The following is a 20,737-nucleotide window of genomic DNA, read 5'->3' as shown; positions in this document are numbered from 1 at the left end:
GGAAAGAATAAAAAAGAGATAGCCCAGCTACTCAATAGACATCCTTCGACAATAAGTCGAGAGATAAAAAGAAACTCAAAACCTAATCAAACCTATCGAGCACATGAGGCGGTAACACTCGCTAGGAAAAGGCGAAAAAACAGCGGTAATGGTAAGCCAATAGAGTCTTCGGTATGGCGTCAAGTTGAAAAATACCTCATACTTTATTACAGCCCAGAGCAGATTGCTGCACGTTTAAAGAAAATCAGCGTCCAATCAATCTATAACTACCTTTATCAGAATAAAGCGCGCTATGAACAATTCAAACCTTATCTAAGGCGAAAAGGCAAAGCTTATCGGCATTGCAAGGCGCCGAACATTAAAGAAGGAGACCGTCGATATAAACGGTCAATTAAACAACGTCCAAGTTATGTAGAAAGTCGGAAAACGCAAGGACATTGGGAGGGCGATACTATAATTAGCCGTAAAGACAAGCAAGCATTGTTGACGTTAGTTGAGCGTAAAACTGGACTCGTACTCATTGGACGCCTTAATCAACGCACCGCCTCCGAAACGAGAGATATGATAATAAAATTGCTAACGCCGTTTAAAAAGATGGTTAAAAGCATCACCTTTGATAATGGGATGGAATTTAATTATCATCATGCGATTGAGCATTATTTAAATACTACCGTATACTTTGCGGAGCCTTATAAAAGCTGGCAAAGAGGTACCAATGAAAACACCAATGGCTTAATACGTCAGTTTATACCAAAGTCAGCGGCCATTTCATTAGTTGACGACAAACAGATAAAGAAAATACAATATCTATTGAACACACGCCCAAGAAAACGGCATAAGTTTAAAAGCCCTGCCGATTTTTATTCTAAGGAGCTAAGAAGAATTGCACTTCATGGTGTAATCTAGGAATTTTTCATATTACTTAAAAAAAAGGGAATAAATTATTTTATTAAAAACAATAAAATAACCATTAATGGTAATGTGGACTTATATCATACAAATATTAAGACACTTCCTAATAATTTATCAATTAGTGGGCATCTAAATTTAGCTCATTCACATATAGAAGAATTACCTCAAAATTTAACGATTGGTGGCAATCTAAATTTAAATTATACCCATATCCAGACATTGCCTGATAATCTATCAGTTGGTGGTAATTTATATTTAGCTTACAGCGATATTAAAACATTACCTAACACTTTTTTTTGTGGAGGAAATTTAGATTTAGACTCATCAAAAATAGAATCGTTATCTGATAACTTAACCGTACTTGGTAACTTAATTTTGCAATATACTAAGATAAAAGCATTACCTGAACATATCACAGTTAAGGGAAATTTAAATTTATACGATACTCAAATTGAAGTATTACCAACATATTTATCAATTGGTGGGGGATTAGATTTAAGCTATACAAATATCACAAGTTTACCAGAAAAGTTCTCTATTAATGGTAATTTAGCATTAAGTGGCACTAAATTAACAAACCTGCCTGAAGGCCTTTCTGTTTCTGGAAGTTTAGAACTTGAATATACTGAGATTCAAACATTGCCACGTAATCTTACTATAGGTGGTAATTTAGATTTATTTCACACGCAAATCAATAAATTATCAGAAAATTTATCAGTTGGAGGTTATCTAAGTTTACAAAATCAAAAAATTAACACCTTGCCCGAAAATTTATCCGTAAACGGAACTTTATACATTGATGAGACAGAGATTAAACGATTACCAAAAAGTTTACAGGTAAATCATGTACTGATTTTAGATATCGAAAAAATCGAAAATATTGTTTATTATAAAAATCTTGAAGGGTTTGCTTCAACAATTTTCGCTTGTTGGATCAATAATGAATTTACTATTGTTGCCGCTCGTTTTTTAGGTGCACTTAAAACATTTGAAGAATATGTTGATAAAAATGAATCCTATGAAAATGCAATCAATTACAAAATCGCAGCTAGAGAATGTATAGAAAAATTAGCTAAAAAACTGAATAAACCTTTTTTATCTAACAGCCTCTAATCTGTCTGATAATTATGCTAAAAACAAAGATATTAATCCAGTAATCTTGTAAATATGTAAGATAATATCTTACTATTCATTACCTAATAGGTATTTAAATTTATGGCGCTAGATTTTATTATCAACTTTGACAATCAGCAATCAGAAATATTTACCATGAGCGAAGATCTTCATGGAAAAATATTTAGTACATCAACCTGCTGGAAAAGTCTTAAACAATTAAAAAGAATTCGTGACTATTACACCGTTAATGTTGTGTTTAATGCTAGCAATTTGGCAATATTGATAACTGATTTAACGCAAATTATGTCACAAATTGAAAATTTTACTCCTGAACTGCAACGGATCATCATCACGCTCAAACAAAAAAATATTAAACAATTACGTGTTACTGGTGATTAACTATTTTAGTTATTGAATAATGGATATCAAATACTTAGCCATACGTTTTAGTAATAAAACTTATTATGATAGGGATAACACCACTCAATGTCAGCCGAGTTTAGATTAGTGTTTATAAATCACACATGGTATCAGCAAAATGCCTGTGATATCGCCAATGAAATTTTATCATTACCCACTTATATTGCTAAAAATAGCGCATACTGTTTATCAGGCTCACCATATTGGGATAATAGTAAGAGTAGATTGTTCGATGTCAGACTATTTTTGGAAGATACTCAAATTTTTATTGAAATAAGTGCTCATCCGCCTAGGATCGAAAAAGATTTAGCGCAGTTATTTACATGGATAAGAAGTCAGACTGAGATTAAAATATTAGACGACGATGGGCAAATATCAGGATGGTAAGTCATGATCGCATTGAATGCTAACATTATTAGCTATAAATCAATAGGAAACATTCAAATTGGAGATAACATTCTCACTTATTTGGATGAAATGTACCAACGTTTTGATGTTAAATGTCAAGAATGTGAATTGTATTCTCCACCTGGTGAGCAAAATAGATGGTGCTTCTATTCGTTAAACGATGGCACATTGACAATCACTACCACTTTTGACGGAGACATTATTGGAATAGGATGTAACCAAAATTACCAAGGCAAATATATAAATATCAAAACGAGTTATATGCTGGCATTACCATGGAAGAGTTGTGCTATCTAACTAAGTTTCGAGCTATCTTATCTGGCATGCTGATTGTTGATGATGATTATGGTCTATCTTTCACACTACCTTCACCTTACGATGAAATCGCTGACAATATAAAAGACATCCCCTATGATTTAAAACTTAATGAACTTTATGTCACGGATTATTCTCAATGGCAGCCCAAAGCATATAAAAAGAAAACGCCGAAAAAACGCCGTATACCTAAACCTTATTCTTATTTTTAGTGTTAATTTAAAACTTAAGCTATAAACACCCTCTTCCTAAATTTTGTGTATTTTAAAGTTAAAGGTGACGGATGCTCGGTCAATTCTTCATTTAATGCAGTTTCAATTACCTGTTTATTCATAAAACCCGTTAATTTACCTAAATCCTCCTGCATTTTTATGCTGTTAGCCAGCTAGCTACCATTCTTCTTAGTTTTTGTTCATCCATTTTAAGTTGTTGCATTAGCATTAGTATTTGGCTTGTTCTTTTTTAAATTATTTTTAATCTTTTTAGAAAAAAATGCTACAACGCTAATTAAAATAAAATTAATAACAAAATCAAAAATAAACGTACCTGCTGATGTTAATATGCTTTTTTGTAAATGGAAAAAATAAGAAAACTAACTAATGTAATTATCCACATTATCCTTATTATTGAAAAACATTATATATCATTCGCCCATCCCATTGATTAATTAAAATATATAAATTAAACACGCAATTAACTTAACTTGTTACTTTTTAAAAATTTTTGAAAGATTACAACGATCAGTAAGGTTTATTGAGATAGATAAAAACTATCATAATACAATAGTCAATCTTTTTAACTTAACCTTTACTTTACATTTAATAAATTTTTATGGAGATAAAAATGGAACAACAAAAAAAAAGCAACAAGTTATTTATCAATATCATCAATGGTATGCGGTATTATTTCAATAATACTTCCGATGGCTGGGTTTAACATAGTTGTCGGGATTATAGCAATAGTACTAGGTGTGATAGGTAAAAATGATGTAATAAACAATCAAAAAGACGGTTTAGGGTTTGCTAAAGCAGGAATTATTTGCGGAATTATTGGTATTGCTATTTGGATTTTATTTTTAATTGTTGTTGGTAGTACATTACTATCATTTATGCATTAATTAATAAATGTTATAAGGAATTAAGAATGAATAAATTACTTATTAGCATTGTATTAGCCACAGGTTTTTTATTGTCTGGGTGTGTGACTAACGCTGAAAATGGGCAGACAATTTTAAAAAATGAAACAAAAGAAACTATTAGAACGAAAATAAAAGAAGGAAAAACAACTCAAAATCAGATCAGAGAAACATTTGGAGATCCTGTAAATACATATTTTGATGGAAGTAAGGAAGTTTGGTCATACCATTATGCTTATAGCAAATACGATTTTACATTAGCTACTATTCCATTCGTTTCAATTTTTTATAATAAAAGCGATTCTGATGGTCTATTTAAACAATTAACAATTCTTTTTAATAATAATAATACAAAAACAGTGTATAAATACTCTTTCTCAGAGGCTAATCACAAAATAAATAATACAACGAGAGTAGGGCAATAAAATGAAAAAAATAATTAGTTTTTTTTGTATTAGTGTTTTAAGCATGATGTTGGTTGGTTGTGGTGATGATGATTTTGTAAAATTTGCTAAAGAAGCAATAAAAGATCAAAAAGAATGGGTTACAGTTTATGATTTTAAAAATAACAAATTCTACCAGTATCATACTTATTCAATTCGTAACAATCAAGAACCATCTTTTATAATTGATCGTGCATTAAAAAGTTGCTCAGTTTCAAAAGAAGAAATAAATAAAGTAATATTATCTGACGATTCAATTAATTTAACTTGTGATTCATATTTTATGGGTGGTTTAAAAGTAAAAGTGAAAATTGTTGGTAAAAAATCATCATATGATCAAAATATTCTTGATAATGATTTTAATTATTTATTTAACTTTAACACTAATAAAGTATATTATAAAATTTCAAGTGATATAAATGAAGACATGAAGGTAGATGCAGAAAAAACAAAAAGTTCATGTCACTCAAAAGATAAAGAAATTTATGACAATTGCGGTCTCTTTAATTCAAGAGTGAAAATAATTGGTTTATAAGTAATAATAAAAAGAGGGAGTTCCCTATTTTTTATAAAGTTGTTGGGAGTTTTACCTTTTTATTTTGTATATGTTGTATATCATATTCTTCATTAATTTTAAGCTTATTTAATAAATACTCTTTTTCTTTTAAATTACATACTTTAATAATTTCACTTCTGATAAAACAAAAAATCACCTATTTTACAATAAGTTATCTTTAATTTTTTATTTTTATTAAATAACGCAATTATGTTATTTTTTAGAGTATTAATGATGTTAAAAAAGGGTTTTGAAAGGGAAAATGGTCGGCGAGAGAGGATTCGAACCTCCGACCCACTGGTCCCAAACCAGTTGCGCTACCAAGCTGCGCTACTCGCCGTTGGAAGCGCATAATACTGCGCTTCCTAAAAAGTGTCAATACCTACGATAAAAATTTATATCTGCTATGTCCTTATTTCGATAAAGGTGCTGGTGTTTTACCAATTCGTTGATAAAATTCAATGACAAAATCTTCGTAACGTTTATTCGCAACAGCCTCACGAATTTCAGCCATTAAGCGTTGATAATAACGTAAATTGTGGATGGTATTTAAACGTGCACCTAAAATCTCACCGCACTTATCTAAATGATGAAGATATGATTTAGTATAATTTTTGCAAGTATAACAATCACAATGAGGATCAAGCGGAGTAGTGTCGTCTTTATATTTTGCATTACGAATTTTAATCACCCCATTTGTGACAAATAAGTGACCATTACGTGCATTACGGGTTGGCATCACACAGTCAAACATATCAATACCTCGACGTACACCTTCAACTAAATCTTCAGGTTTACCCACGCCCATTAGGTAACGAGGTTTATCGGCTGGTAATTGTGGGCAAGTACCCTCCAAAATGCGATGCATATCAGCTTTAGGCTCTCCAACAGCTAATCCACCAACAGCGTAGCCATCAAAGCCTATTTCGGTCAATCCTTTAATTGAGATATCACGTAATTCTTGATGTATTCCGCCTTGCACAATACCAAAGAGTGCATTTTTGTTGCCTAATTCATCAAAACGCTTTCGGCTACGTTTAGCCCAACGTAAAGACATTTCCATTGATTTTTTGACATAATCCCAATCAGCAGGAAACGGGGCACATTCATCAAAAATCATTACAATATCAGAACCAAGATCATATTGAATTTCCATTGAAACCTCAGGTGATAAGAAAATCGAATCACCATTAATTGGATTACGGAAATAGACACCTTCCTCTTTGATTTTGCGGATATCACCTAAACTAAAGACTTGAAACCCTCCCGAATCGGTCAAAATTGGACCATGCCACTGCATAAAATCATGTAAATCACCATGTTTTCGCATGATTTCTTGTCCAGGCCTTAACCATAAATGGAATGTATTGCCTAGTAATATTTGAGCTCCAGTTGCAGTAACCTCTTCAGGGGTCATACCTTTTACCGTGCCATAAGTACCAACAGGCATAAATGCTGGTGTTTCAACGGTATATTCAACTCCACGACGATCGAATTTCATACGTCCTCGACGAGCAAGCCCATCGGTATTGTCTAGTTCAAATTTCATTTTTTTGTTAACCTCTTGCGACCAAATAAACAGTTTGGCGCAAATTATTGTTATAATACGTCACCGTATCATTAATTTTCTGTGTTAGTTTATCGTGCTAGTCATCAATAAACAATATTTGAAAGGATTTAAGACATTTGAAGCATATTAATTTATTTTTAATATTATGTTTTTCAATTAGTTTATTAGTTGGTTGTCAAAACTTCAATAATGAAGTTGCGCTAATTATTACATCAGACAAAATTAAACATTTATCTGAACAAGACATCGAGGTTATTGGGGCACAAGCGTGTGCTGACTCAGATAAGCGATCTGTTATTGCTAATGAAAGTAGTTGGCTTACCCAAAAACTTGAAAAACTAACTTCAACGTTGCCTAAAAAGATTAATGATATTGAAGTAAATTACAAAGTTTATTTAAATACTGATCCTAATGCATGGGCAACTGCTAATGGTTGTATTCGCATAAACAGTGGGTTAATAAAATTATTAAATGATAATGAATTACAGGCAGTTTTAGCTCATGAACAAGCTCATATTGCGCTTAAGCATGCTATAAAATCATTTAAACTAGCCCCTTATGTTGGGATAACTAATAAAGAGGTAGTAGTTCTTATTAAAGAAGAGATTGCTCAACAATATGAGTTTGAAGCCGATCATTATGCCTTAGAATTATTAATGAGCAGTAATATTAACCCTATCGGGCTTGTAACTATGTTAAAAAAAATGCCGATTCATTCAGAAACAAAAACATCGCATCCATCAAATACAAAACGTATTGATCGTATTTTAGATAAATTAGGCAATAAATAAGTATTTATATAGATAAGCTTAATATTGCCAATAAAGTTTGAACCTAGCTAAATTACATTGGCTATTTATTTGATATTTTTTAATATTTATTACTTTCCGCTGTAATAAACATAGCATCACCATAACTAAAAAATCGATAGTTTTCTTTAACAGCATGTTGGTAAGCTTTCATGGTGTTTTCGTAACCAGCAAAGGCAGAAACAAGCATAATCAAAGTTGATTCAGGTAAATGAAAATTAGTTATGAGTGAATCAATGACCTTAAATTGATACCCCGGATAAATAAAAATTTGGGTATCGGCAAAAAAAGAGGCTATTTTTCCTGTTTTTTGTGCTGCACTTTCTAAAGCTCGAACAGAAGTTGTTCCCACAGCGATAACTTTTTTGTTTCGTGCTTTACATGCTAACACCGCTTCCACAACAGTTTCTGGCACTTCAGCATATTCAGAGTGCATAATATGGGTTTCAATGTTTTCAACCCTAACTGGTTGGAATGTTCCTGCTCCAACATGTAGAGTGACAAATGCCATTTCAACGCCTTTCTGTTTTAGTTTTTCTAATAAAGGTTTATCGAAATGAAGACCCGCCGTGGGTGCAGCAACGGCTCCTGGTACTTTACTATACACTGTTTGATAAACTTCACGATCTTGTTCATTATCTGGGCGATCAATATATGGCGGTAATGGAATATGACCTATCTTATTTAAAACACTAAGCACATCGTCAGGAAATTGCAATTCAAATAAAGCATCGTGGCGTGTTAGCATGGTAACCTTAATAGGGTCATTTTCACCTAATATTAGTTCAGTACCTGCTTTGGGTGATTTTGAAGCTCTAATATGCGCTAAGGCTCGGTTATTATCTAATATTCTTTCAATTAATATTTCAATTTTTCCACCTGAAGCTTTTTTTCCATATAAGCGAGCAGGAATAACTTTAGTATTGTTGAAAATAAGTAAATCACCCGGATTGATTTTATCGATAATATCAGTAAATACATTATCTTCAACTTTACCTGTATGGCTATCAAGAGATAAAAGTCGGCATGCACTTCTGTTTTTTGAAGGATGTTTGGCAATTAGCTCTTTAGGAAGATAAAAATCAAAATCGGATAGTTGCATAATCGTGTTCCTCAAAAATGAAGCATTAGTCTAAAGCCCTGATATTGTCTAATCAAGCAATTATTTGTTGATTATTATAAAAGTTACGTTAAAATTTCAATTGTCTAAAGAAATTAGGCATTTGACATTTATATTAATATAAGGAAAAGAGTATGAATAAACATCAAAAAACATTGTTAGTTGCACTACCTTTAGTTGCTGCAATGTCACTCGCTGGTTGTAAAAATATGAGCGCAGATGACTTAACTAGTCTTGGCATGAAAAGTTTGCAAGCTGCTACTCTAAGTGATAATGATGTTAAAGCATTAAGTCAACAATCATGCGCTGAAATGGATGCTCAATCAAAAATTGCTCCAGCAAAAAGCGCTTATACTAAACGATTAAATAAAATCGCTAAAACACTTGGTAATAATCTAAACGGAACACCAATTAACTATAAAGTATACATTACAAAAGATGTCAACGCATGGGCAATGGCTAATGGTTGTGTTCGTGTATATAGTGGTTTAATGGATATGATGACTGATAACGAAATTCAAGGTGTTTTAGGTCACGAATTAGGTCACGTAGCTTTAGGTCATAGTAAAAAAGCAATACAAGTTGCTTATGCAACTGAAATAGCACGTGATGCAGCAGCTGCTTCTGGTAATGCAAAAATTGCTTCTTTATCAAAATCTAGCTTAGGTGCGTTAGCATCAGCAGTGATTAATTCTCAATTTTCACAAAAACAAGAACAAGATGCGGATAACTATTCTTTCGATTTCTTAGTTAAGAAAAAAATTAATCCAGTAGGTCTTGCAACTGCATTTGATAAATTAGGTGGCGGTGACGCTTCAATCTTAAGTAGCCATCCATCTTCAACAGATCGTGCTAACAATATTCGTAAAAAAATCGCTGAACTTAAAAAATAAGCACAGTAATTTTTAATCAAAAGCGCTATTAATGGCGCTTTTTTATTTGTTACCAATAAATAAGTTAAGTGTAACCATCCCTTAAATAGTTAAATGGTAGTAATGTTTTAAATAAAATTTAAAGACAATGCTAAGATCTAAAAATTTCAAGGCGATTATTGATAATACATTGATTGTTAACCATTTCAAATGAAACCAAAATCCCTTCCAAATTAATACCTAAAGTAATAAAAATGTTATCGAAAACATAATAATAACGCACGTGATCTTCATAGATATGATCTTTAAATCTATAATTAAACTGATTGGTTAACTTAAACGACTGACCAATTTTAAAGTCAAAACCAAGAAAATCTAAAATTTGATTTGCTTTATCACATAAGAAAGTGTTGTCTATAACTTCATCAATTGATAATGCCTCAACATTATCCGAAATATAAAAAAAGAGAATTTGATAACCACAGACTTTTCCTATTCCTGAAATATCACCATAACAGAAGTCTTCGATAATACGATACTCATCTAAATTAAAAAAAAGATCGATATCAAGTGTGGCGAATCTTGTTATTTGATACATACCGGCTAACTTACTATTAAATTTTTAGTTTTGAATGTTACTGAAAAAAGTTATTAACCCTTTACAAAGTTGCAAGTAATTTTCTTTTTAAAATAAGTCGAAGATCATCGCCCACCATAGCAACCGATTCAAATTGAAATTGTGGTGCTAATGAAAGCTTTTGCAGATTTGGCAATATACACATATCTAACGCATTATGACCAAGTAATTTTGGTGCATAATAAATAATTAATTCATCCACTAAATCTAGTTCTATTAGAGCTCCAGCCAGATGAGCACCAGCTTCAACCCAAACCGAATTTATTTGTTTTTCGGCTAATAATGCAAACAATTTAGATAAATCTATTTGTTTACAACTAGATGATTCTATAATTAATTTGGTATTTTGTTTTGCAATAAGGCTATCTTTTTTTCGTACTACCCATGTTTCACCTGGCTGATTGAAAATATTTTCAGTACCTATTAGCTGATCTTGACTGTCAATAATTACACGAATAGGTTGCCGAATTTTTTCCGGTAGGTAGATTTTTTTTATTTCATCAGGTAATTCGTTATATCTAACTGTTAAACTTGCATTATCAGCTTGCACAGTCGCACGAGTACTTAAAATACAGCTTGCTTGAGCTCGGAACTGTTGCACATCTTCTCTTGCCTTATTTGATGTTATCCATTTGCTTTCACCAGATGCCATGGCAATTTTACCATCTAATGAGGCGGCTAGTTTAAGTTGAATATAAGGCAAACCTGTTCGCATGAGTTTTAAAAAGCCTTTATTAATAGCTTCTGCTTGCTCAGTTAAAACGCCAATGGTGACATCTATTCCTGCTTCTTTTAAGCGTTTAATACCATTACCTGCAACATTAGGGTTAGGATCTTGCATCGCAATTACTACACGAATGATGCCAGCTTTAATAAGCGCATCAGCACAAGGAGGTGTTCGACCAAAATGACTACAAGGCTCTAATGTCACATAAGCTGTTGCGCCGATTGCCTCATCACCAGCCATTTTTAGTGCATGAACTTCGGCATGAGGCTCACCAGCTTTTTGGTGATAACCTTTGCCAATTATTTGATCATCTTTAACAATGACACAGCCAACATTAGGATTTGGTGTTGTTGTAAAACGACCAAGCTTAGCCAAATCAATGGCTTGTTGCATATAGAAGTGATCTTTATTGCAAATTGCAGTCATATTGTTGATTATTTTTGTTGTAACTTAGCAATTTCATTACTAAATTGTTCGATATCGTCAAAACTAAAATAAACCGAAGCAAAACGAATATAAGCAATTTTATCTAGATTTTTAAGTTCTTCAATCACATAGTCACCAATTAATTTTGCTGGGACTTCACGTTCACCTGTTGCTCTTAGTTTAGATTTTATACGTGTAATCGCATCTTCAATGGCATCAAAACTCACTGGACGTTTTTCAAGAGCCCTTTTCATACCATTACGTAATTTATCTTCATTGAATGGTTCGCGAACTTTATTGCTTTTAATGACATTAGGCATAATTAATTCAGCAACTTCAAATGTAGTAAATCTTTCATTACATTCAACACATTGCCGTCTACGTCGGACTTGAAATCCTTCACCAACAAGACGTGAATCAATCACCTTTGTATCATCTGCATTACAAAAAGGACAGTGCATAAATGTATCCTTATGGCAACAAAATAATCATTACAATATCTGAAAATTTTGATTTAAACAAGGGTCTAATTGTTGTGAGGTTAATCACTATACTAGAAAAATAGGTATGGTTTATTCACCTCAAATGTTAGTTTTATCATTGATAGTATTAAAATATATGATGATGAAGATTCACCAAACATTCAAAAAATAGCCACCTATTTGGTGGCATAAAACACTTACCAATTTAATTTAATGAGAAAATCTCTTAATTTAGCAAAATCATCAGGCATACAATGAGAAAGTAACGTCATATCAGCTCGCTCTGCTAACTCTTTAGGCAATGGAACTGATTTACCTAAAATATCTTCAACCACTTCTTTAAATTTAGCAGGATGTGCCGTACCTAAAAATAGTCCATATTCACCCTCTTGTAACTGATCACGCAGTGCTCGATAAGCAATTGCACCATGAGGTTCAGATAAGTAACCTTTTTGATCAAGTTCACAAACAGTTTGCTTAGCAACTTCATCCGAAACAGTAGCATGACCGAGTGATTTAAGATCCCATCCCTCACGCTTATAAATCTCTTCGATACGTGGCCAGTTATTTGGTTGGCTTACATCCATTGCATTCGATAATGTTGCAATGGTTGCGTGAGGTTCCCACTTACCGGTTTCTAAATAACGAGGTACTGTATCATTGGCATTCGTTGCGGCAATAAAGCGTTTAATAGGTAATCCCATTGTTTTCGCAAGTAGACCTGCAGTTAAGTCACCAAAATTGCCACTCGGCACAGAAATAACCAACTGTTCACGTTGGGTTGATGTGAGTTGTGCAAAAGCTTCAAAATAGTAACAGATTTGTGCTAATAATCGGCTAATATTAATTGAGTTAGCGGAGTTTAAACCTATTGTTTTTTTCAAATCTTCATCATCAAATGCTTTTTTAACTAAGGCTTGACACGCATCAAAGTCACTTTGGATAGCAATTGTATGTATATTATCACCTAAAGTACAAAATAACTTTTCTTGTAATGGACTAATTTTACCTTCTGGGTATAAAATCACGACGCGAATATTTGGTAAATGATAAAACGCATGAGCAACAGCCGCACCAGTATCGCCAGAAGTAGCAGTCAAAATAGTAATTTTTTTGTCAGCAGCAACTTGCACTAAAGCTTGCGCCATAAAGCGTCCACCAAAATCTTTAAATGCTAATGTTGGTCCATGATATAGTTCTAATGAACCAATATCTGCTTCCACAGAAGTTACTGGAGCAGGGAATTGAAATGCATTTTTAACAAGTCTATGCATATCATCACAGCTAATCTCATCACCAATAAAAGCAGATAAGATTTTGGCACTTCGAGTAATGAAATCAAGTTTTAATAACGACTCAACTTCGGATGATGAAAATTTAGGTAATTGTTGAGGAAAGAATAAACCTTGTCCTCTTCCTAATCCTTGTTGAACTGCTTGTGCAAAGCTAACTTGCTGGGAATGATCTTTTAAGTTATATAATTTCATAATATTTTCCGGTTATCTTTATGCTGTAATATTTCACTCTTCGTAATATCAACTTGTTCAATAATAGTTGGCATTTTTGTTATATTTAACTCTACTTTTTATAGTAAACATTAAATAACTCTTGTTCCTTGAGTATCAATTTTACAAATATGAGTGAAACCTTCATCATTTTGCAAATAATATTTTTTAAGTAATAATTCAATTTGCTGAGCTGTTTCAAGTTTATCTGCAATCACAAACATTGTTGGCCCTGAACCTGAAATCCCCGATGACAAAACACCAAGTTGCTTAACCCGTTTTTGAGTTTCATCAAAATTAGGTAATAATTGTTTACGATAAGGCTCAGCAATATTATCAAAAAGCATTGTGGCAGCCAGCTTAGGTTGTTTGGTATAACAAGCATGCAAAAATCCCCCCACATAGCGACCATGTGCTACACAATCAGACCTTTGATATTGAGAAGGTAAAATTGCACGTGCTTCAGCCGTTGATACCTTTATTCCTGGATAAGCCATCACCCAATACCAATCATCAAAATGCGGAATCGACTCACTAATAATACCCATCTCATTAAGAATAAGTTGCATCCCACCTAAATAGCATGGCGCAACATTATCATAATGCACACTGCCCGAAATACGACCTTCAAGTTCTCCCATCATGGATAACATTTCAAATTCATTAAAAGGTTTATCAAAAAACTCATTTAATGCAACCAATGCACCAACTACTGAGCACGCACTTGAACCTAAACCAGAGCCAATTGGCATATTTTTTTCAAGAGTCATACTAACAGGTAAAGTTTTACCCATTGCTTGACAAAATCGCTGCCAACATTGAAATACAATATTACATTTTGGATCACGTGGTAGCTTTTTGACAAATTGGCCTTTGCTAGTAAGGGAAAATTCGTTAGCAGATTTAACTGTAATACAGTCACCAAGCATAGCGCCACTAATCGGGCTAATTGCTGCGCCCAATATATCAAAACCAACGCTAATGTTAGCCATTGATGCAGGCGCATAAACAGTTAAAGATTTATGACTCATTTAACCTCCGATTTTACCTGATGTTGTACGTAAAATATCAGCAAAAACACCTGCTGCAGTAACATCATTACCAGCACCATAACCACGTAATACAAGAGGAATAGGTTGATAATAACGAGTATAAAAAGCTAAGGCATTTTCGCCATTTTTGACTTTATAAAGAGGATCTTCACTATCGACAGCTTCAATTCTAACACTGCATTGATGGTTTTCTATGCTACCCACATAACGTAGAACTTTACCTCCTTTTGCTGCTTGTTCAGATTTTGCTTTAAAATGTGCATCTAACTGCGGTAATTTGGTCATGAAATCATCAATGCTACCTTGTGCATATTCAGGAGGTAATACGGATTCGACATTGATTTGATCCAATTCTAATTGTAAACCTGATTCTCTAGCTAAAATAAGTAACTTTCTAGCTACATCGGTTCCAGATAGATCGTCTCGAGGATCAGGTTCAGTAAAACCTTTCTCTTTAGCCAATTTAGTTGCTTCAGACAGTGACATGCCTTCATCAAGTTTACCAAATATAAAAGAAAGCGATCCAGATAGAATTCCCGAAAACTTGATTAACTCATCACCTGCATTAAGTAGATTTTGAAGATTTTCAATTACCGGTAACCCAGCCCCTACATTGGTATCATATTGGAATTTACGCTTACTTTTTGCAGCTTCTTGGCGTAAGCGTAAATAGTAGGCCATTGAGCTAGTATTTGCTTTTTTATTTGGTGTAACGACATGAAAGCCATTAGCTAAAAAATCAGCGTATTTGTCAGATACTTCGCTACTAGAAGTACAATCAACGAGAATCGGATTAAGTAATCGATTAGATTTGGCAAACTCAATAATACTATCTAATGAATATTTAGTATCACTCTGTTTGATTTGATCACGCCAATTACTAAGATCAATACCGTCTCTATTGGTTATGCTGTGTTTAGAGTTAAACAAACCACATACTCGCAAATCAATCTGTTTGTTTTTAAGCCATTTCTGTTGACGTCCAATTTGGTCGACAAGCGCACCACCGACCCCACCAACACCAATAACAAAGACATCAAGCATTTTATCAGTACCAAATAACATCTGATGCGCAACACGAACGCCCATTACAGCAACATCATTATCAACTACAACTGAAATTGAGCGTTCAGATGAACCTTGTGCTATAGCAACAATATTAATATTAGCTCTGGCTAATGCTGTAAAGAAATTAGCTGATAAACCTCGTAAAGTACGCATACCATCGCCCACTACAGAGATAATAGCAAGCCTTTCGCTTACTTCGATAGGTTCAAGTAATCCATCTTTTAATTCTAATAAAAATTCATCACTTAAAGCTTCTTCTGCACGATAAAGTTCTGTTTGTGGCACACAGAAACTAATGCTGTATTCAGATGATGATTGAGTAATAAGTACAACTGAAATGCCAGCATAAGACATCGCAGAAAAAACACGTGCCGACATACCAACCATACCTTTTAATCCAGGACCTGAAACATTGATCATTGCCATGTTATTTAAATTGGTAATACCTTTTACAGGTGTGGTTGAGTCAACAATATTAGCACCAATTAATGTGCCTGGCGCATCAGGATTATTTGTATTTTTGATTAAACAAGGAATCTGAAATTGGGCAATAGGTAAAATAGTTCTTGGATGAAGCACTTTTGCTCCAAAATATGAAAGTTCCATCGCCTCTTGATAAGACATTGTTTTTAGTAATTTGGCATCTGGTACAATACGGGGATCACAAGTATAAACTCCATCAACATCGGTCCATATTTCACAGCTATTTGCTCTTAAACAAGCTGCTAATACGGCTGCAGAATAATCAGAACCATTTCGTCCAAGCACAACTAATTCACCTTTTTCATTACCGGCGGTAAAACCGGGCATTAGAATAAAATTGTCTTGTGGAATGTGCATTTCAGCAATTCGATGAGTCGATTCAGGTATATTAACAGTCGATTCTAAATAACCACCTTCTGCAATAAGCATAGCAACAGGATCTATTACCGTGATCGTATGGCCTCTTGCTTTGAGAAGTTCTTGCATAATAGCAATTGATAGCTTTTCTCCACGACAAATAATTGATGCATTGATACTATCAGGACATTGACCGAGTAAGCAGATACCTTCAAGTAATTGCTTAACATGCTTTAATTCATTAAGAGCAAAATGCTTCATCTCTTCATAAGCAAAATTAGGGTGAGCTTTTGCAAGACCTGCTAATAGATCTGCAAATATCTTTTCAGCATCATAAATGTTACTTTTGATATCTTGCCCAGCAACTGTTTTTTCAACCATAGCAACTAAATGGTTGGTAATTTTAGCAGGTGCCGATAAAACAGTGGCGGTTTGCTCTTGTTTTGCATTATTTTTAATAATTTCTGCAACTCGCAAAAAGCGTTCTGCGTTAGCAACAGATGTTCCTCCAAATTTTAAAACTTTCATATCACACCTTACTTATTATCTTAGTTTATGCCCATTACTATCTATAATTATAGTTTTTAGAACTTATTTATAGGTATCAAAAATCTTGTAGTCTTATCATGCTAATTCTATTTTTAATTTTTTTTGCACAGATTAACTACTTTATTTCCATGCAAAATAAAAACCCGCCTTTAAGGAGCGGGTTTTTTAATATTTATTGAAAAAATCAACCCGCCCTAGATCGCATAATAGTACCTAAGGTGTTAATAATTCCTGTCATACTAACTAAAATTATCATGATTTTTCCTAAGAAATATTTAATTAAACTAAAAACAAAACAGCCCGACATTTTCATGTCAGGCTATAATTTTAAAAAACCTTTTTGCTATTTTCGTATTCATTAACAACTTTATTCAATGCTTGATATATGCACTTTTCATCTTGTTTTTTTAATGCTTCATCTAAAATATTAAGATACGATAACATTAGCTTTTTATTATCTTCGGCAAATTGCGGCGATACTTCTTGATCTTCATATAACATAACATATGTACGAGCAAATCCAAAAATCAAAAAATAAACCGATGCATTTTTTGGATCTTCTTGAATTAGTGCTCTCATTGCCTTTCTTAGCTTTACATAACTATCAGTACCAGGCAAGCTCGTTGCAAATATTTTCGTTACTTCAGAAAATGTCATTGCCATAAACCTCATTCAAAATCACAAGAAGAAAGAATAACAACCCATTAGCATAAGTGCAAGTCTATTTTGTTTGCCAAACAAATTTTTTTAATTTCTAATAAAAATCAACAGAAAAAAATTAATAAAAAAGTTATCTTATTTGGCCTCTTTACAAACAGACAATCCTGCCGATGCTTGTGCAACTGGCATTATTTCAATTGAATTGACATTAAAATGATTCGGTGTATTAATTAACCAAGAGACAGTATTGGCTATATCTTCAGGAGTAATAAATTCAACACCTTGATAAACCTGTGCTGCTTTCTGGTTATCACCATGAAAGCGAACATTTGAAAACTCTGTACCACCACATAATCCCGGTTCGATATTAGTAACTCTAACCTTTTTCCCTAATAAATCGGTACGCAAATTAGCACTAAATTGTTTAACAAAAGCTTTAGATGCACCATAAACATTTCCGCCTTTATAAGCATAAGTACCAGCCACAGATCCAAGATTAATAATATAACCAAAATTGCGCTCAACCATTTCTGGTAATATTTGTCGAGTTAGATTTACTAGCCCAATAATATTAGTTTCAATCATTATTTCCCAATCGTTATAATCTGTTTCATAAGCAGGTTCTAAACCTAATGCTAGACCTGCATTATTTATTAAAATATCTATGGGCTTAAATTCATTTGGTAGTTGCAATAAAATAGTACTTACTGCATCTTTTTTAGTTATATCTAATGGTAATGAAAAGAAATTAGCACCTAATTCATCTGCAAGGTTTTGTAGTTTATCTGCACGTCTAGCTACGCCTACAACTTTATAACCATCTGCTATAAGCTTACGGCAGATAGCTTGCCCAAATCCAGAGGATGCACCAGTAACCAAAGCTATATTCATATTAAATCCCCTTATAAACTAAGTTAAAATTGGAGTATATTTCGATAAACGACTATATGCACAAACAAAAAGTAGTAAATAAAAATATACTGAAACACATAGTTACCTGAAAGTTTTTTACAAAAAACTATCTAATATCTATAAAAAAACCCGCTAATTAAGCGGGTTGATATTTAATACTTCATTTAGCTGGTTCTTCATCTTTTAGCGGAACAATTAATGTATCAATATGTGTATTATTGATAAGTTGACGAGCAGAAGACATTAACTTACTCCAAAAGTCCTGATGATGACCACACACGACAAGATCAGCGCCATATTCATGAATTGCTTCGATTAATACTTGGTCAAATTCACCATTCCCAGAAAGAGTATGAGCTATAGGATATCCCGCATCATTGGCTAGTTTATTTAATGCAATATGCGCATCTTCAGTAATTCGGTCTTTCATATCATTCATATTAATATCAACTAAACCAGTATAAAGATCAGAATAATTAATACCAACATGAATCAAAGATATTTGAGCATTATATGGCCTAGCCATAGAAACTGCTTTTTCGACAAGAACTTCACTTTCAGGTGATAAATCTACTGCAACTAATATGTGTTTATAAGCCATGATACATTACTCCTTCCAATTTAACGGTCAGATAAAACTACAAAATTGATACTCTCTTTTTACTACTAAATCAATTTTTGAGCAAGCCAAAAAAGTGACCCAGATAACAAAATTGAAATTGGAAGTGTTAAAATCCAAGTTAATGCAATATTTTTAATGGTCTTACTTTGAACGCCACCACCATCAACAATCATTGTACCTGCCACAGATGAAGAAAGAACTTGAGTTGTTGAAACAGGCATACCAGTATAACTTGCAATCCCAATTGATAAAGCCGTAGTGATTTGTGCCGACACACCCTGTGCGTAAGTCATTCCTTTTTTACCGATTTTTTCACCAATAGTAATAGCTACACGACGCCATCCTATCATTGTTCCAATTGCTAGCGCTGAAGCTACCGAAATAATGATCCAAATCGGCGCATATTCAACAGTTTTAAGTAAATCGTTATTCAAAGATTTCAGATATTGTTTTTCCTCTGCTGTCACATTAGCTTGTTTAGCAACATGCGAAACAGTATCCGATAAACATAATAATATGCGTCTAGCTTGTGAACGTTGTTCAACTGTGAGTGATTCATAATTATTGATTTTATTAAATAAATTATGAGCAATACCCAGTGTGATAAATGAATGTGAATAGTCACAATGATACTTATTCAAATCGCCTTCTGGAATACTTGTATCTAATGCAGGTTGTTTACCTATTATCGTAGTTAGATCATCATTGTGAGTAACAAAGTACTCTCGAATATTATCAATAGCATTACGAGTGTTAGTAATATCATAGGTGGACGCATTCATATTAACAATAAAGCCAGCAGGAGCGATACCCATCAATACTAACATTAATAAACCAATACCTTTTTGTCCATCATTAGCACCATGAGAAAAACTCACACCTGCAGCAGAAATAATAAGCATTATTCGGATCCAAAAAGGTGGCTTTTTCTTACCATAAAGTTTTTCTCGCTGCTCTGGAGTCATAAAGATACGTTCTCTTTTTTTACTGCTCTTTTTACTTTGTCCTTTACGTGTCCAATACTTACGCAGACAAAAGATCATTAATCCAGCAATAACAAGACCAACTATTGGTGAAACAATCAAGGATAAAAAGATTTGAATCATCTTAGGAATATTAAGTGCGTCAATAATTGATGTATCCATAACCAATGCATTTGCAAGTGCTACGCCAATAATAGAACCAATTAAAGTATGTGAACTTGATGCAGGAATACCAACAAACCAAGTACCTAAATTCCAAATGATTGCTGCAAATAAAATAGAAAATACCATAGCAAGCCCATGAGTAGAGCTTACATTAAGTAATAAATCAGTTGGTAACAAATGCACAATGGCATAAGCCACACTAAGCCCACCAAGTAGTACGCCAAAGAAATTAAATACTCCGGCCATAAAAACGGCAAGCTGTTCTTTCAATGCCCTTGTATAAATAACAGTGGCAACAGCATTAGCAGTATCATGAAATCCATTAATAGCCTCATAAAAGAGTACAAAAAGTAAAGCTAAGACTAATAATATAATGGTTGAAAATTCTAAATCAGCAAATAGATGAAACATAATATATCTTTCTGTTGTTAAT

General features: G+C 33.2%; 23 protein-coding genes and 1 tRNA gene. 11 read left to right on the top strand and 13 right to left on the bottom strand.

Features of this window, described 5'->3' with window-relative positions; genetic code table 11:
- From A9G37_RS06790 to A9G37_RS06750, 9 genes are all read left to right on the top strand, one after another.
- On the top strand, positions 1-906 hold a 906-nt coding region (locus A9G37_RS06790; RefSeq protein ID WP_065575018.1), incomplete at its 5' end, for an IS30 family transposase.
- A gap of 75 nt (positions 907-981) precedes the next feature.
- A complete protein-coding gene (locus tag A9G37_RS06785) occupies positions 982-2,025 on the top strand; it encodes a hypothetical protein (protein WP_065575017.1) in 1,044 nt (347 codons plus the stop codon).
- 102 nt (positions 2,026-2,127) lie between these two features.
- Positions 2,128-2,427 (top strand): hypothetical protein, encoded by a 300-nt coding sequence (locus A9G37_RS06780; protein WP_065575016.1) that lies wholly within the window; start codon positions 2,128-2,130, stop codon positions 2,425-2,427.
- A gap of 108 nt (positions 2,428-2,535) precedes the next feature.
- Entirely contained in the window at positions 2,536-2,835 is a 300-nt protein-coding gene (locus A9G37_RS06775; RefSeq protein WP_218059334.1) for a hypothetical protein, read from the top strand.
- Positions 2,836-2,838: 3 nt separating this feature from the next.
- The gene (locus tag A9G37_RS13060; RefSeq protein WP_065575015.1) at positions 2,839-3,153 is read left to right on the top strand and encodes a hypothetical protein; all 315 of its coding nucleotides are present in this window, start codon (positions 2,839-2,841) and stop codon (positions 3,151-3,153) included.
- On the top strand, positions 3,132-3,383 hold the full coding sequence (locus tag A9G37_RS13055) for a hypothetical protein (RefSeq protein ID WP_065575014.1): 252 nt from the start codon (positions 3,132-3,134) through the stop codon (positions 3,381-3,383). Before A9G37_RS13060 ends, A9G37_RS13055 begins: the two co-directional genes overlap by 22 nt.
- A 668-nt stretch (positions 3,384-4,051) precedes the next feature.
- Positions 4,052-4,288 carry a DUF4190 domain-containing protein gene (locus A9G37_RS06760; RefSeq protein ID WP_255306870.1) on the top strand — a complete coding sequence of 79 codons (237 nt, stop codon included), beginning with the start codon at positions 4,052-4,054 and terminating at the stop codon, positions 4,286-4,288.
- Between the two features lie 26 nt (positions 4,289-4,314).
- A complete protein-coding gene (locus A9G37_RS06755; protein WP_065575012.1) occupies positions 4,315-4,731 on the top strand; it encodes a hypothetical protein in 417 nt (138 codons plus the stop codon).
- Position 4,732: 1 nt separating this feature from the next.
- Positions 4,733-5,284: a hypothetical protein gene (locus A9G37_RS06750; RefSeq protein WP_065575011.1), complete on the top strand. Its 552-nt coding sequence runs from the start codon at positions 4,733-4,735 to the stop codon at positions 5,282-5,284.
- A 284-nt stretch (positions 5,285-5,568) separates the two neighbouring features.
- Here A9G37_RS06750 and A9G37_RS06745 read toward each other — a convergent pair.
- Together A9G37_RS06745 and tgt are read right to left on the bottom strand one after the other, a co-directional pair.
- Positions 5,569-5,645 (bottom strand) — tRNA-Pro (locus tag A9G37_RS06745).
- Positions 5,646-5,717: 72 nt separating this feature from the next.
- Entirely contained in the window at positions 5,718-6,854 is a 1,137-nt protein-coding gene (gene tgt / locus A9G37_RS06740) for a tRNA guanosine(34) transglycosylase Tgt (protein WP_034914066.1), read from the bottom strand.
- Between the two features lie 137 nt (positions 6,855-6,991).
- Here tgt and A9G37_RS06735 point away from each other — a divergent pair, with 137 nt between their 5' ends.
- Complete coding sequence (locus tag A9G37_RS06735; protein WP_034914069.1) at positions 6,992-7,666, top strand: M48 family metalloprotease; 675 nt, start codon at positions 6,992-6,994, stop codon at positions 7,664-7,666.
- A gap of 79 nt (positions 7,667-7,745) precedes the next feature.
- On the opposite strand, the gene queA is transcribed toward A9G37_RS06735, so the two are convergent.
- Positions 7,746-8,786 carry a tRNA preQ1(34) S-adenosylmethionine ribosyltransferase-isomerase QueA gene (gene queA / locus A9G37_RS06730; protein WP_034914073.1) on the bottom strand — a complete coding sequence of 347 codons (1,041 nt, stop codon included), beginning with the start codon at positions 8,784-8,786 and terminating at the stop codon, positions 7,746-7,748.
- Between the two features lie 152 nt (positions 8,787-8,938).
- On the opposite strand from queA, the gene A9G37_RS06725 reads away from it, so the two are divergent.
- Entirely contained in the window at positions 8,939-9,697 is a 759-nt protein-coding gene (locus A9G37_RS06725; RefSeq protein ID WP_034914078.1) for a M48 family metallopeptidase, read from the top strand.
- Between the two features lie 130 nt (positions 9,698-9,827).
- Here A9G37_RS06725 and A9G37_RS06720 read toward each other — a convergent pair whose 3' ends face one another.
- The 10 genes from A9G37_RS06720 to pitA all read right to left on the bottom strand — a co-directional run bounded on the left by A9G37_RS06720 (position 9,828) and on the right by pitA (position 20,715).
- Entirely contained in the window at positions 9,828-10,274 is a 447-nt protein-coding gene (locus A9G37_RS06720; protein ID WP_065575010.1) for a hypothetical protein, read from the bottom strand.
- 61 nt (positions 10,275-10,335) lie between these two features.
- Positions 10,336-11,466, bottom strand: a complete 1,131-nt coding sequence (ribD, locus tag A9G37_RS06715; protein ID WP_065575009.1) for a bifunctional diaminohydroxyphosphoribosylaminopyrimidine deaminase/5-amino-6-(5-phosphoribosylamino)uracil reductase RibD — start codon at positions 11,464-11,466, stop codon at positions 10,336-10,338.
- A gap of 8 nt (positions 11,467-11,474) precedes the next feature.
- Positions 11,475-11,927: a transcriptional regulator NrdR gene (nrdR, locus tag A9G37_RS06710; protein WP_065560389.1), complete on the bottom strand. Its 453-nt coding sequence runs from the start codon at positions 11,925-11,927 to the stop codon at positions 11,475-11,477.
- A gap of 218 nt (positions 11,928-12,145) precedes the next feature.
- Positions 12,146-13,435, bottom strand: a complete 1,290-nt coding sequence (gene thrC / locus A9G37_RS06705) for a threonine synthase (RefSeq protein WP_065575008.1) — start codon at positions 13,433-13,435, stop codon at positions 12,146-12,148.
- Between the two features lie 110 nt (positions 13,436-13,545).
- Positions 13,546-14,484 carry a homoserine kinase gene (gene thrB / locus A9G37_RS06700; RefSeq protein ID WP_065575007.1) on the bottom strand — a complete coding sequence of 313 codons (939 nt, stop codon included), beginning with the start codon at positions 14,482-14,484 and terminating at the stop codon, positions 13,546-13,548.
- On the bottom strand, positions 14,485-16,941 hold the full coding sequence (gene thrA / locus A9G37_RS06695) for a bifunctional aspartate kinase/homoserine dehydrogenase I (protein WP_065575006.1): 2,457 nt from the start codon (positions 16,939-16,941) through the stop codon (positions 14,485-14,487).
- A 348-nt stretch (positions 16,942-17,289) separates the two neighbouring features.
- Positions 17,290-17,625 (bottom strand): hypothetical protein, encoded by a 336-nt coding sequence (locus tag A9G37_RS06690; RefSeq protein WP_081297686.1) that lies wholly within the window; start codon positions 17,623-17,625, stop codon positions 17,290-17,292.
- 132 nt (positions 17,626-17,757) lie between these two features.
- Positions 17,758-18,513 carry an SDR family NAD(P)-dependent oxidoreductase gene (locus tag A9G37_RS06685; RefSeq protein ID WP_065575005.1) on the bottom strand — a complete coding sequence of 252 codons (756 nt, stop codon included), beginning with the start codon at positions 18,511-18,513 and terminating at the stop codon, positions 17,758-17,760.
- Between the two features lie 181 nt (positions 18,514-18,694).
- On the bottom strand, positions 18,695-19,135 hold the full coding sequence (gene uspA / locus A9G37_RS06680; RefSeq protein WP_034914111.1) for a universal stress protein UspA: 441 nt from the start codon (positions 19,133-19,135) through the stop codon (positions 18,695-18,697).
- Positions 19,136-19,200: 65 nt separating this feature from the next.
- Complete coding sequence (pitA, locus tag A9G37_RS06675) at positions 19,201-20,715, bottom strand: inorganic phosphate transporter PitA (RefSeq protein WP_034914116.1); 1,515 nt, start codon at positions 20,713-20,715, stop codon at positions 19,201-19,203.
- Positions 20,716-20,737 lie beyond the last annotated feature (22 nt).

The organism is Gilliamella sp. GillExp13, from assembly GCF_001690815.1.
GTDB classification, from domain to species: domain Bacteria; phylum Pseudomonadota; class Gammaproteobacteria; order Enterobacterales; family Orbaceae; genus Gilliamella; species Gilliamella bombi.
The sequence above is the reverse complement of the archived record's forward strand: the minus strand, read 5'-3'. Positions and strand labels throughout refer to the sequence as shown.